The organism is Pseudoselenomonas ruminantium (genome assembly GCF_900113715.1).
GTDB classification, from domain to species: Bacteria; Bacillota; Negativicutes; order Selenomonadales; family Selenomonadaceae; genus Selenomonas_A; species Selenomonas_A caprae.
The window spans coordinates 54,644-66,785 of sequence record NZ_FOQK01000001.1; the positions used below are offsets into that span (position 1 = coordinate 54,644).

Below are 12,142 nucleotides of genomic sequence, written 5' to 3' on the forward strand. Positions count from 1 at the left end.
TGAGAAGCAAGATGCGAGAAAGGTGAGATTTGTTGGAGGTTGACAATGGCAGATCAATCCATGAATAAGAAGAAAATCGTGATTCCCGGACGGCCGAAGAAACGCTTGTTTCTGGCGATGCTGTCGCTGACTGTGCTTTTGACAGCTGCCGTGCTCTATGGCATCTGGTATATCGCGTCGCCGGGTCTTTCCAATATCGCTGCGGTGCTGCCAATGGTGGCCGGTGTCATCTTTGGTGCTATGGTGGCAGTTTCCTTGCTGGGCATAGCCAATATGGTGCTGGCCGTGATGGACCTGCCGTATCTGCCAGTGCTGCAGCGCCAGACCTATGAGCTCATCAATCTGCTTTTTCCCGTTGCTGTGCGGCTGGCAAAGCCGTTTGGCATTGGGCGGCGGAAGCTCGAGGGCTCATTCATCGCGACGAGCAACCTGATGTTTGGCCGCATGGGAATCCGCGTGCCAGCTGACCGGCTGCTCGTGGTTACGCCGCACTGCCTGCAGCTGGCGACCTGTCCGCATAAGATCACGCGTGACCCGAATAACTGCAAGCGCTGTGGTGGTTGTGACATCGGTGCGCTCGTGACGCTGGCTGAGGAAATGGGCTTTCACTTTTTCGTGGCGACGGGGGGCACACTGGCCCGGCAGATTGTCTATCAGACACGGCCTAAGGCTGTGCTGGCGATTGCCTGTGAGCGCGATCTCATGAGCGGCATACAGGATGTCTATCCGCTGCCAGCGGTGGGGGTGCTCAACATCCGACCGAACGGGCCGTGCTATAACACCCATGTGGACATCGACGAAGTGAAGGCCCAGCTGGAGAAGATTATCATACCGAAGGAGAAATAAATGGACAAAGCGCGTGACACCGCGGTAAAAATCTTGAATGAAGTGCATGAGAAGGGTGCATATGCGAATGTGGCGTTAGTCAGGGAGCTGCGCCGCGCTGGCCTTGAGGACCGTGACCGCCGCTTTGTGACGGAACTTGTATATGGTGCCGTAAAGGCTGGTGATACGCTGGATTGGATCCTGCGCCGTTACGTGGACCGTCCGCTCAGGAAGATCGAGCCCATGGTGCGCGATATCCTGCGGCTCGGCATCTATCAGCTGTTCTACCTCGATAAGGTGCCGGCTTCGGCTGCTTGCAATACGGCCGTCGATCTGGCCAAGAAATACAGCAATGCGGGGACGGCGAAGTTCGTCAATGCGGTACTGCGGACGGCTGTGCGGCAGCCGGAGAAAGCGGCATTCCCCAGCGGCAAGGGGCATGGTGTCGAGGAGCTGGCGCTGAAAAGCCAGCATCCATACTGGCTCGTCAAGCGCTGGGTCAAAGAATTCGGTTTCCATGAGGCGCGTGATCTCTGTGCCTTCAATAACGGGGAGCCGACTCTTTCCGTGCGCACGAATACGTTGAAGACAGACCGCCAGGAGCTGCTTGCCAAGCTGGCTGAACAGGGAGCTGAGACGGAGATCTCGGCGTGGACGCCAGAAGGCGTACGCATTACGCGTCATGGTGCCTTGGATGCATTGACGCCGCTGCAGCAGGGCCTCTGCCAAGTGCAGGATGAGAGCTCGATGCTGGTGGCGCATGTCGTCGATCCGCAGCCGGGAGAGTTCATCATCGACTGCTGCAGTGCACCCGGCGGTAAAACGACGCATATGGCAGCACTGATGCAGGATAAGGGGCGTATTGTGGCTGGTGATGTCTACGAGCATAAGCTCGAGCGCATCAAGGAGAACACAGAGCGCCTGGGCATCCACATCGTCGAGACGCAGCTGCTCGATGCGCGCCAGGTAGGCGACGCTTATCCTGACCAGGCAGACCGCGTGCTTGTCGATGCACCGTGCTCGGGACTGGGGGTACTGCGCCGCAAGCCCGATGCACGCTGGAACAAGACGGCGGCTGAGATCGATGCCCTGCCGGCGCTGCAGCTGGAAATCCTCAAGAGTGCAGCCAAGGCCGTGAAGAAGGGCGGCGTGCTGGTTTATAGTACCTGTACGATCGAGGCGGCAGAAAATCAGGACGTAGTCAAGGCTTTCCTAGCGGAACAGCCAGGGTTTGTGCTGGAGGATACAGGAAGTTTCCTGCCAGGCCAGAAGCGGCAGGAAAAGATGGTGCAGCTTTACCCGCAGCATGACGGCACCGATGGGTTCTTTATCGCGCGCATGCGGCGCAGCGGCTAGAAAGGAAAGAAACGTGAAAGATATATTTGGAATGACACTGGCAGAGCTGCAGGAAGTGCTGGCGCCATATAGGGTTCAGAAATTCCGTGCCAAGCAGATTGCGGAGTGGATGTACCAGCGTGGGGCGAAAGATTTTGCAGCGATGACGAATCTTTCCAAGTCTCTGCGCGAGGAACTGGCAAAGCAGCTGAATATCGGCCGCCCGCGCATCAAGGATCGTCTGGATTCCAAGGATGAACGCACGACGAAGTTCCTGCTGGAATATGCAGATGGAACGGCAGTCGAGACCGTGCTGATGCGGCAGCCGTATGGCAATAGCATCTGTGTGTCGACCCAGGCTGGCTGCAATATGGGCTGTGCATTCTGTGCGTCGACGCTGCACGGCATGGCCCGTGATCTCACGAAGGGAGAGATCCTTGCCCAGGCTGTAACCATCAACGATATGCTGCGTGAGGAAGAGAATGGAGCGAAGGTCGATACGATGGTCATCATGGGCTCGGGAGAACCACTGATGAACTATGAGAACGTCATTGCGTTTCTGCGGCTGATCCATGAGGATTATACGCTGGGCATGGGGTATCGCAACATCACGCTGTCGACCTCGGGCATCGTGCCGCATATGTATAAGCTGGCGGAGGAGGGGATGCCGATATCGTTGTCGGTATCGCTGCATGCGCCCAATCAGGAGCTGCGTTCGCAGATCATGCCGATCAACCGCAAGTATCCTTTGGCGGATGTCATAGCGGCGGCCAAGCATTATGCCGATACGACGAAGCGGCGTGTGACCTATGAGTATATCCTCATCGATCAGCTCAATGACGGTGAGCAGCAGGCACGGGAGCTATCCGCCTTGCTGAAGGGGCAGCTGGCCAGTGTCAATCTCATCCCCATCAACCCCGTAGTTGAGCGCAATCTGCTGCGGCCCTCGAAGGCACGCATCGATTGGTTTGAGAAATATCTGGCCGATCATCATGTGAACGTTACGGTTCGCCGCGAGATGGGAACTGACATTCAGGCTGCCTGTGGGCAGCTGCGCAACAAGCATCTGCAAGACTGAAGGGTGTCTGGAGGCGTGCAGCCTAGGCATGGCGGAGGCTTTCTGCTATAATGGACAAAAAGGAAAACAGACAGGAAAAGGAGGTCTGTTTTATGGGAATCGGCAAGCTGGAATCGTTCCTCGAAAACCATATCGAAGGATTTTTCAACAAAAGGTTCAGCAGCAGCCTGGAATTGGTTGAGCTGATCAAGGGAATCGAAAAAGAAGTGGCGCGGCAGGGGCGTGGCAAGGCCATGCATCAAGTGCCGAACTGCTATGCATTCACTTTAGCTGGCGATGATTACCAGCGGTTCTGTGCCCAGCGTGTCATCGACACCTTGTATGCTGCGGTGGAGAAACAGGTGATCCTGCAGAATTATCGCATGACAGGTCAATTGCGGATCGAGTGCCGGCAGGATAAGGCGCGGGGCATTGGAACCTACACGCTTGAATCCTCCTATGAGGAGCTGCCGACGCCCCAGCAGTCTGAGGCGGCAGCCAATACGATCGTCTTGGAGCGGTCTGCTCTTTTGGCCAGCACGCCATTGAATCTTCCCCGTGAGTACAAGACGGTATCGCTGACGGTACTGGAGGGGCCGGATAAGGATGCTTATCTGGAATTTGGTGAGAAGAAGATCTATATCGGCCGCCGGGACAAAAATGAATTTATCCTGACCGATACGAAAGCATCGCGGCTTCATGCCTGGATCACATATGAGGAGCATCGTCATATCCTGCACGATGCACAGAGTACGAATGGCACGTTTGTGAATGGCAAGCGCGTGGATACGCATTGTCTGCAAGCGGGCGATAAGATCAAGGCAGGTTCCACGGTTTTAGTATATGAGGTGATTTGAATTGCCGGCAATGGCGATGATTTTGAAGGGTGTCCGCGTGATACTCGAATATGGCATGCTGCTATGGCTGCTGTGGTTTGCCACGAAGCTCACACGGCGTATGTTTATGGAAATCCGCAAGGAGAGCAGGCAGCAGCGGCGGCCGGAGACCAGCCAGAATGAAGCTGTGCTTTCCGTGCTGGAGGCTGAGGAAGAAAATCTTGCTGGCAGGCGGTTTGCTTTCCAGGAGCAGATTGCCATCGGCCGTGGAGAGGATAACGATATCGTGATCCCTGAGGGATTTGTGTCGCATCATCATGCGGTCATCTATCAGCATGGCAATCAGTATGTCGTTGAAGACCTGGGCAGCATGAATCACACGTATGTGAATGATCAAGTGCTGGAAGGCAGGGCTTATATCAAGCCAGGCGACATTGTCCGTATTGGCATGGTCGCATTGAGATTCGAGAGGTGAGCTGATGATTCAGGTATACGAGGCCACCGATGTTGGTCTGGTCCGTCCGAGAAATGAAGATTGTGCGGTGGTGTTTGAGCCCTCGACGTATGTGGTGGCTGACGGCATGGGCGGCCATGTGGCCGGTGAAGTGGCCAGCCATCTGCTTACGGATACGGTTCGCCGCCAGTTGTCAGGCGTAGCAGCAATCGGGGAAGAGGAACTGCGTCAGGCTGTGCTGGCGGGGAACCGGGCCATTTTGGATTGTGAGAAAGAAAATCCGGATTACAAAGGCATGGGCACTACGGCCACGGTCCTGCACCTGGCTGGCGATGAAGCCTATTGGGCCCATGTCGGTGACAGCCGCTTGTATCTGCTGCGTGGCGACTCGCTGCGGCAGGTCACGCGCGACCATTCCTATGTGGAAGACTTGGTGGTGGAAGGCACGATCACTGAGGCCGAGGCCCGTGTGCATCCGAAACGGAATTATCTGACGCGGGCTGTTGGGGTCGAGGCTGACCTTGAAGTCGATACAGGCCGCTTCAGCGTGCAGCAGCAGGATATCCTGCTGCTGGCGACGGATGGCTTGATGAAGGCCGTCGATGATGATGCGATCGGGGAAATCCTCCGTGCTGGGGGAGAAGACCCGGCAGCAGAGCTCATCCAGCAGGCATTGGCTGGTGGCGGCCGTGATAATATCACAGCAATCGTGGTGGTGTGTGGCCCATGAAGAATTGGGGATTACTTACCGCACCCTTGGGAATCGTCCTATGTGGCCTGAGCGTGCTTTACCTGAAGATGAATCCCGGTGGCTCGAAGCTGACGGCTGATGTGCTGCAGGGGCCGCTGGCCTATATACCGTGGCTGGCCGGTGTGATCCTGCTGGCACTGTTCATCCAGGCAGTCATCATCCGGCGGCATGAGGATACGTTCCTGTTTCCGATCGTTATGACCCTGGCAAGTGTCGGCATCGTTGAGATAGCCAGGCTCAAGCCATCACTGCTCGTCCGCCAGCTGCAGTGGCTTTGTGTGGCGATGTTCGTGATGATTTTGGTATTGCGCTTTTGGAGCCGCATCCGGCGGATGCTCAGTTATCCTTATCTGTTGGGGATTGTCTGTGTGTTCCTGCTTGGTCTGCCCCTGGTGTTTGGCACAGAGATCGGCGGCAGCAAGAACTGGCTGGTCTTGGGGCCTGTTTCCGTTCAGCCGTCGGAATTTGGCAAGATCCTGCTGGTATTTTTCCTTGCCTCGTACCTGTCGGATCATCGGCGGGTACTGACACTGCCTTCGCGGCGCTTCCTGCTGCTGCGCCTGCCGCCTATCCGCTTCATCGCCCCGCTTATCTGCATCTGGGGCATGGCGGTCTTGATGTTTGTGGTAGAGAAGGATCTGGGGTCAGCCTTGCTGTTCTTTGGCATGGCCGTACTCATGACCTATATGGCGACTGGCAGCAAGTCGTATGCGTTTTTGGCGCTGGCGTTCATCGGCATTGCCGCGGCTGCCAGCTATGCGGCTTTCGGCCATGTGCGCGTGCGTTTTGACATCTGGCTGGATCCGTGGCAGGATCCGAATGGCATGGCCTATCAGATCGTGCAGTCGCTGTTCGCCTTCGGTACAGGGGGAATCTGGGGCACTGGCTTTGGCTTCGGTCATCCAGGCTTCATCCCCGAGGTGCACACGGATTTCATCTTTGCGGCTATCGCTGAGGAGATGGGGCTGATTGCGACGATGATGCTGATTGTCTGCTATGTGCTGTTTTTCTGGCGGGGCATCAAAGCCGCGCTTGCCTGCCGCAGCGAGAAGGAAGCGCTGATGGCTGCTGGCTGCAGTTCGCTGCTGCTTCTGCAGGCGTTTATTATCATCGCCGGTGTTACGAAGTTCCTGCCACTTACCGGCATCACGCTGCCGTTCATCAGTTATGGCGGCAGTTCCCTGGTATCCAGCTTTATCTTGCTGGGCTTATTAGTATCATTATCAAAGGAGCAGGAACATGGCTGATTGGAAAATCAAGCGGCAAATCCTGCAAGCGGCATCGATTCTGTTGGTGCTGACAGGTCTTTTGACCGCATATATCGTTTATCTTTCCACTTGGGAGGCTGATGGCCTTGCCAACAATTCGCTGAATATGCGCCGTGCTGCGGCTCGGGCGGATATCTGGCGCGGGGCGATCCTGGATGCACAGGGGCGTGTGCTGGCACAGAACCGGCAGGATGGCAGCCGCAGCTACCCGATGGGAGCGGCTATGGCTGCCGTGACAGGTTACAATGGGGAGAATATCGGCAGTGCTGGCGTGGAAGGCCATGCCAACCGTGAACTGCTGGGCCTGTCCGAGGACTTGAGCCATATGGGGGCTGTCTCGCAGTTATTCCAGTCAGAGCGTGGCAATGACGTCAGGCTGACAATCGAAGCCGATGCCCAGCAGGCTGCCTATGATGGCCTCGATGGCCGCAAGGGCGCTGTGGTGGTGCTCGATGCGGATACTGGTGCAGTGCTGGCGATGGTCAGTGCACCGTCATATGATCCGAACAATATCGAGGCCAATTGGAAAGAGTTATCGCAGCAGGCCGATGGCGCTTTGCTGAATCGGGCGGTGCAGGGCATGTATCCGCCGGGGTCGACCATCAAGCCGATGATTGCCGATGCAGCATTGACGGAGGGTGTGACCGATGAGAAGGAAATCTTTGACTGCAATGGTGAGCTGGATGTAGGCGGCGGCCACTCCATCCGCGAGAGCCATGGCGAGGTCCACGGCAAAGTGGATCTGCGCAAGGCACTGACTGAATCGTGCAACGTCACGTTTGGCACGCTGGGAATGCGTCTGGGCGATGCCAAGCTCAAGAAGAGTTTTGAACGGTTTGGCTTTGACCGCGGGCTGGGGGGCGAGATACTCATGGCCAGACCGCATCTGCCTGACTTCGGCAAGCTGGGCAGCGGCGATCAGGCGCAGACGGCCATCGGCCAGAGCACCTTGCTGGTGACGCCGATGCATATGGCCTTGCTGGCTGCTGCATATGCAAATGGCGGAACGATGATGAAGCCCTATCTGGTGCAGCAGGTCATCACGCCAGGCGGAATGGTCATTGCGGATACGCGTCCCGAAAAATGGCTGACGGTCACGACGCCGGAGATGGCCGCGAAGATCGACAGCTATATGGAAGATGTTGTCACTAGGGGCACGGGCCGGGCGGCTCAAGTCAGCGGTGTGCGTGTGACGGGCAAGACCGGTACAGCCGAGAATGCGGCTGGCGAGGATCATGCCTGGTTCATCGGTTCGGCTGAGCTTCGCAACCGCCGGATTGCGTTTGCTATCATCGTGGAAAATGGTGGCGGCGGCGGTACCCAGGCGGCCCCGATTGCCCGTAAGGTGATCCTTAGCTTGCAGAATTAGAGAAGGATGCAGGGTGTTCGATAGATTTTACTTTTGTCTAGGAGGAACAGTTAATGATAAAGCGTGTATTAGACCAACGCTATGAGCTGCAGGAACTGATCGGCGGCGGTGGCATGGCAGATGTCTACAGGGCGCAGGATTTATTGCTCAATCGCCCCGTAGCCGTAAAGATACTGCATGAGCAGTTCAAGAGCGATACGGAATTCATCAATAAGTTCAATCGCGAAGCGCAGGCGGCTGCACGCTTGTCGCATCCGAATATCGTCAACATCTTTGACGTTGGTGTGATGGATGACGCGCATTATATTGTCATGGAGTACGTGCCTGGCCGCACGTTGAAGGACAGGATCAAGCAGGAAGGCCATCTTTCTGTGGGCGATGCGCTGCAGGTTGCCAAGGACATCGCGCGGGCACTGGCACATGCCCATGCGAATAATCTGGTCCATTGCGATATCAAGCCGCATAACATCCTGATGATGCCGGATGGCAGTGCCAAGGTCGCAGACTTCGGCATTGCGCGTGCGGTCACGGAGTCTACGATGACTTATACGGGCAATGTGGTGGGGTCGGTACACTATTTCTCCCCGGAACAGGCCAAGGGCACGCTGATCACCCCGAAGTCTGATGTTTATTCGCTGGGCGTGGTGCTCTATGAGATGCTTACCGGAGCGCTGCCCTTTACCGGAGAGACGCCGGTGAGCATCGCGATGAAGCATCTGCAGGAGGAGCCAGTATCGGTGCGCCAGCTCGACCCTGCCATCCCGCCGGTCGTCGAGGCCATCGTGGCGCGGGCTATGAGCAAGGATCCTGCCATGCGTCCGGCGGCCGCGGAGTTCATGCATGATATCCAGCAGGCTGAGCAGATGCTGGGGGCAGGACAGGGCTTTGGATCGGCAGCACCAGCTGATCCCTTTGCTACGCAGGTACTGCCGCGCGTAGAAGAGCCGGCTGAACCGGTTGTCTCGCGGCGCGAACGCCATCAGGCAGCGTCGTATGAGGATGAGGAACCTGAGCAGGAGAAATCGATCTTCAAGTCCAAGGCGTTCATTGCCGGCCTTATCATGGTACTGGTCATGGGCTTCTTCGCAGGAGCGTTCATGAGTTATGGCAAATTCTGGAGCACGGCTGAGGTTGTGGTGCCAGATGTGACCGGCAAACAGATGACGCTGGCCCGGCAGATCCTTGAAGACAAGAAGCTGCGGGTCAATGTGGCTGAGACTTATGATGCAAGCGTGCCGGCAGGAACGGTTGTCTCCCAGAATCCGGAAGCTGGCGCGAAGGTCAAAGAGGAGCGTCTGGTCACGATCTATGTCAGCAAGGGCGGCGAAAGCCTGGAGATGCCAGATCTCAAGGGGCTTAGCCGCAAGGATGCGGAAGAGAAGCTCACGAAGATGGGGCTCAAGATCGGCTCTATCTATGAGCGGAATTCGGACGAGGAAGCCGGTACGGTCATAGCGACAGATCCGCGGGCTGGCAGCAAGATCAACAAGGGACAGAGTGTTGACATCACGGTCAGCAAGGGCAAGAAAGAGAAGAAGGTTTCTGTCCCTGATGTGACTGGCTTGCCGCTGGAGGCAGCTAAGGAGGCTATCACGAGTGCAGGCTTCCATGTCGGCAGTGTGTCCAAAGAGCCCAGCAAGCAGGCAGAAGGGACCGTTGTCAGCCAGAGTCCAGCTGGCGGCAGCTCGATAGCAGAAGGCACGGCCGTCAATCTCGTCGTGGCCGAAGCGTCTGTGGACAAGGGCAAGAAGGACAGCGATAAGAAAAACAATAAGCAGGAGAATGGGGCTCCGGCAGTGCAGCGGTCGACAGAAGGAACCAAGAGCCGCTGAGAAAGGGAACGTTCATGCAAGAAGGGCGAGTCATCAAGGCCTATAACAGTTTTTTCTATGTGCTGACTGAGGCAGAAGCTGGTCAGGAGCTTGTCACCTGCAAGCTGCGGGGGAAGTTCAAGAAATCGCGGCGCAGCATCGGTGTGGTGCCCGGCGACCGCGTGCGCATCGACCGGCTGCCGGATGGCAGTGGTGTGGTTGAGGAGCAGCTGCCGCGCACGAGCCTGCTCAAGCGGCCGGCCGTGGCCAATATCACGCAGGTGGTGCTGACTTTTGCGCCGGCACAGCCGGATCTCCATCCGCTGCTGCTGAATCGTTTTCTGGTATTGGCTGAATGGTCGGGAATCCCGAAGATTGTCATCTGCGTCAATAAGCAGGATCTGTATGCTGGTGACATAGGGGCATTCCTCAAAGCATATGAGCAGATCGGCTATCCTGTCCTGCGTGTCTCGGCACAACAGGGGGAGGGCATCGAGGCGCTGCGGCAGCAGCTGCAGGGCGAGACGACAGTCTTTGCCGGGCCATCCGGTGTCGGCAAGTCGTCGCTGCTGAATCGCATTGATGAACGGCTGTCCTTGCAGACCGGCCAAGTCAGTGAGAAAATCAAGCGCGGCCGCCATACGACGCGTGTCGCGGAGCTTCTGCCCTATGCGGGCGGTTTTATCGTCGATACGCCGGGCTTCAGTGCGATGGAGCTCACCGAGCTGGATATACAGGATCTGCCAGGATATTTCCCCGAATTCCGGCCACATCTTGATGCTTGCCGGTTTGCGCCCTGCAGCCATACGCATGAGCCGGACTGTGCGGTGAAAGCTGCCGTTGCAGCTGGTGCTATCACGCAGGAGCGTTACGACGCATATGTGAACATCTACGAAGAAATCAAAGAGAATCAAAAGATTGCACGAAAGAAGGAATATAAATGATCAAGATTGCACCCTCCATCCTGTCGGCTGACTTTGCGCATCTGGCTGATGAAGTGAAGAAGGTTACCGATGCTGGTGCCGAGTATATCCATATCGATGTCATGGATGGCACGTTCGTGCCGAATATCACGCTGGGGTCGCCCGTGGTCAAGAGCCTGCGCAAGACGTCCAAGGCTGTCTTTGATGTCCATCTGATGACGGAACATCCTGAGACGCAGATCGAGGCGTTTGCCGAGGCTGGCGCAGACATCATCACGTTCCATGTCGAGGCGGCGAAACATCCGCATCGCATCATCCAGCAGATCAAGGCCGCAGGTTGCAAGGCGGGTATCGCCGTCAATCCGGGCACTTCGCTGGCTATGATCGAAGAGCTTATCGCCGATGTGGATATGGTGCTCATCATGACGGTAAATCCAGGGTTTGGCGGCCAGAAATTCATCGCGTCCCAGCTCGATAAGATCCATATGCTGTACCATACCATCAAGGATATGGGCTTTGCCTGTGATATCGAGGTCGATGGAGGCATCAATGCCGAGACGAGCAAGCTCGTGCGCGAGGCTGGCGCCAATGTGCTCGTAGCTGGTTCGGCAATCTATGGTGCAGAGGATGCTGCGGCGGCGATCCAGGCAATCCGCAGCTGAGCTTATGAAGAAACAAGGAGAATCTGAAATGCAGGACGTACAGAGCCGGGGCGATGTCCGGGGGATTGCGATACAGCGTGTCGGTATCAAGGATGCACATCTGCCATTCCTTATCAAGACGAAGGATGGCGGCTTCCAGCAGGTGCTGGCTTGTATCCGTTTTACGGTGGCCTTGCCCAGTGAGTATAAGGGCACGCATATGAGCCGTTTCCTGGAGATACTGATGCCGTGGAGCCAGAAGCCGGTAGCAGAACCGGAAATCGATAAGATGTTAGCCGAGGCACTCGATCATCTTGATGCGCAGTCGGCTGAGGTAGAATTGTCCTTCAAGTATTTTGTGGACAAGACAGCACCGGTCAGTGGCAAGAAATCGGTGCTTGATCTTGACTGCTGCTTTACGGGGCGCAAGAGCAGGGGCGGGGAGCTCGAATTCCAGCTTGGTGTCGATGTGCCCTTCACTTCGCTCTGCCCATGCAGCAAGGAGATTTCGCAGTATGGGGCACACAATCAGCGGTCGGTCGCGCGCATCCAGCTGCGCTTCAAGTCCGGCGTAGATTGCATCTACATCGAGGATCTGGCCGCATTGATCGAAAAGCAGGGCTCGTCGCCGATCTATCCGCTGCTCAAACGTGAGGATGAGAAATTCGTGACGGAGGCGGCGTATGAGAATCCGAAGTTTGTTGAGGATATCCTGCGCGATGTTGTCCTGAACCTGCGTGAGCTCGAGGGGCTGGCCTGGTTCTCCGTCGAGTGCGAGAACTATGAGTCCATCCACAATCACAGTGCTTTTGCGGCGCATGAGGAAACATTGGTCTGAATGAGAGAAAACAACTATCCTGAGGGACGGTTTG

12 protein-coding genes are annotated in these 12,142 nt (G+C 56.5%); all 12 read left to right on the top strand.

Translation table 11 applies throughout. The features are described from left to right. The first annotated feature begins 45 nt into the window (after positions 1–45). The 12 genes from BM181_RS00270 to folE2 all read left to right on the top strand — a co-directional run bounded on the left by BM181_RS00270 (position 46) and on the right by folE2 (position 12,108). A complete protein-coding gene (locus BM181_RS00270; protein ID WP_075441362.1) occupies positions 46–846 on the top strand; it encodes a DUF116 domain-containing protein in 801 nt (266 codons plus the stop codon). Next, on the top strand, positions 847–2,181 hold the full coding sequence (rsmB, locus tag BM181_RS00275; protein WP_075441364.1) for a 16S rRNA (cytosine(967)-C(5))-methyltransferase RsmB: 1,335 nt from the start codon (positions 847–849) through the stop codon (positions 2,179–2,181). A 13-nt stretch (positions 2,182–2,194) separates the two neighbouring features. Then, positions 2,195–3,238 (top strand): dual-specificity RNA methyltransferase RlmN, encoded by a 1,044-nt coding sequence (gene rlmN / locus BM181_RS00280; protein WP_173371100.1) that lies wholly within the window; start codon positions 2,195–2,197, stop codon positions 3,236–3,238. A 92-nt stretch (positions 3,239–3,330) separates the two neighbouring features. Further along, positions 3,331–4,074, top strand: coding sequence for an FhaA domain-containing protein (locus tag BM181_RS00285; protein WP_075441366.1), 744 nt, complete (start codon positions 3,331–3,333; stop codon positions 4,072–4,074). Between the two features lie 10 nt (positions 4,075–4,084). Then, positions 4,085–4,528 (top strand): FHA domain-containing protein, encoded by a 444-nt coding sequence (locus tag BM181_RS00290; RefSeq protein ID WP_371262998.1) that lies wholly within the window; start codon positions 4,085–4,087, stop codon positions 4,526–4,528. A gap of 4 nt (positions 4,529–4,532) precedes the next feature. Continuing rightward, positions 4,533–5,237 carry a Stp1/IreP family PP2C-type Ser/Thr phosphatase gene (locus BM181_RS00295; protein ID WP_075441370.1) on the top strand — a complete coding sequence of 235 codons (705 nt, stop codon included), beginning with the start codon at positions 4,533–4,535 and terminating at the stop codon, positions 5,235–5,237. Then, positions 5,234–6,505: an FtsW/RodA/SpoVE family cell cycle protein gene (locus tag BM181_RS00300; protein WP_075441372.1), complete on the top strand. Its 1,272-nt coding sequence runs from the start codon at positions 5,234–5,236 to the stop codon at positions 6,503–6,505. The genes BM181_RS00295 and BM181_RS00300 overlap by 4 nt, the downstream gene beginning before the upstream one ends. Beyond that, entirely contained in the window at positions 6,498–7,895 is a 1,398-nt protein-coding gene (locus BM181_RS00305; protein ID WP_075441374.1) for a peptidoglycan D,D-transpeptidase FtsI family protein, read from the top strand. Before BM181_RS00300 ends, BM181_RS00305 begins: the two co-directional genes overlap by 8 nt. 53 nt (positions 7,896–7,948) lie before the next feature. After that, positions 7,949–9,727 carry a Stk1 family PASTA domain-containing Ser/Thr kinase gene (gene pknB / locus BM181_RS00310; RefSeq protein WP_075441376.1) on the top strand — a complete coding sequence of 593 codons (1,779 nt, stop codon included), beginning with the start codon at positions 7,949–7,951 and terminating at the stop codon, positions 9,725–9,727. A 14-nt stretch (positions 9,728–9,741) separates the two neighbouring features. After that, a complete protein-coding gene (gene rsgA / locus BM181_RS00315; protein WP_075441378.1) occupies positions 9,742–10,650 on the top strand; it encodes a ribosome small subunit-dependent GTPase A in 909 nt (302 codons plus the stop codon). Continuing rightward, positions 10,647–11,291: a ribulose-phosphate 3-epimerase gene (gene rpe / locus BM181_RS00320; protein ID WP_075441380.1), complete on the top strand. Its 645-nt coding sequence runs from the start codon at positions 10,647–10,649 to the stop codon at positions 11,289–11,291. The genes rsgA and rpe overlap by 4 nt, the downstream gene beginning before the upstream one ends. Positions 11,292–11,319: 28 nt before the next feature. Then, entirely contained in the window at positions 11,320–12,108 is a 789-nt protein-coding gene (gene folE2 / locus BM181_RS00325) for a GTP cyclohydrolase FolE2 (protein ID WP_075441382.1), read from the top strand. The last annotated feature ends 34 nt before the right edge of the window (positions 12,109–12,142 follow it).

What these genes read in the sequence shown, in the direction of transcription:
- rpe (WP_075441380.1), top strand. Translation starts at nt 10,647, where the DNA reads ATGATCAAGATTGCACCCTCCATCCTGTCGGCTGACTTTGCGCATCTG.
- pknB (WP_075441376.1), top strand. Translation starts at nt 7,949, where the DNA reads ATGATAAAGCGTGTATTAGACCAACGCTATGAGCTGCAGGAACTGATC.
- BM181_RS00295 (WP_075441370.1), top strand. Translation starts at nt 4,533, where the DNA reads ATGATTCAGGTATACGAGGCCACCGATGTTGGTCTGGTCCGTCCGAGA.
- BM181_RS00300 (WP_075441372.1), top strand. Translation starts at nt 5,234, where the DNA reads ATGAAGAATTGGGGATTACTTACCGCACCCTTGGGAATCGTCCTATGT.
- BM181_RS00290 (WP_371262998.1), top strand. Translation starts at nt 4,085, where the DNA reads ATGGCGATGATTTTGAAGGGTGTCCGCGTGATACTCGAATATGGCATG.
- folE2 (WP_075441382.1), top strand. Translation starts at nt 11,320, where the DNA reads ATGCAGGACGTACAGAGCCGGGGCGATGTCCGGGGGATTGCGATACAG.
- BM181_RS00305 (WP_075441374.1), top strand. Translation starts at nt 6,498, where the DNA reads ATGGCTGATTGGAAAATCAAGCGGCAAATCCTGCAAGCGGCATCGATT.
- BM181_RS00270 (WP_075441362.1), top strand. Translation starts at nt 46, where the DNA reads ATGGCAGATCAATCCATGAATAAGAAGAAAATCGTGATTCCCGGACGG.
- rsmB (WP_075441364.1), top strand. Translation starts at nt 847, where the DNA reads ATGGACAAAGCGCGTGACACCGCGGTAAAAATCTTGAATGAAGTGCAT.
- BM181_RS00285 (WP_075441366.1), top strand. Translation starts at nt 3,331, where the DNA reads ATGGGAATCGGCAAGCTGGAATCGTTCCTCGAAAACCATATCGAAGGA.
- rsgA (WP_075441378.1), top strand. Translation starts at nt 9,742, where the DNA reads ATGCAAGAAGGGCGAGTCATCAAGGCCTATAACAGTTTTTTCTATGTG.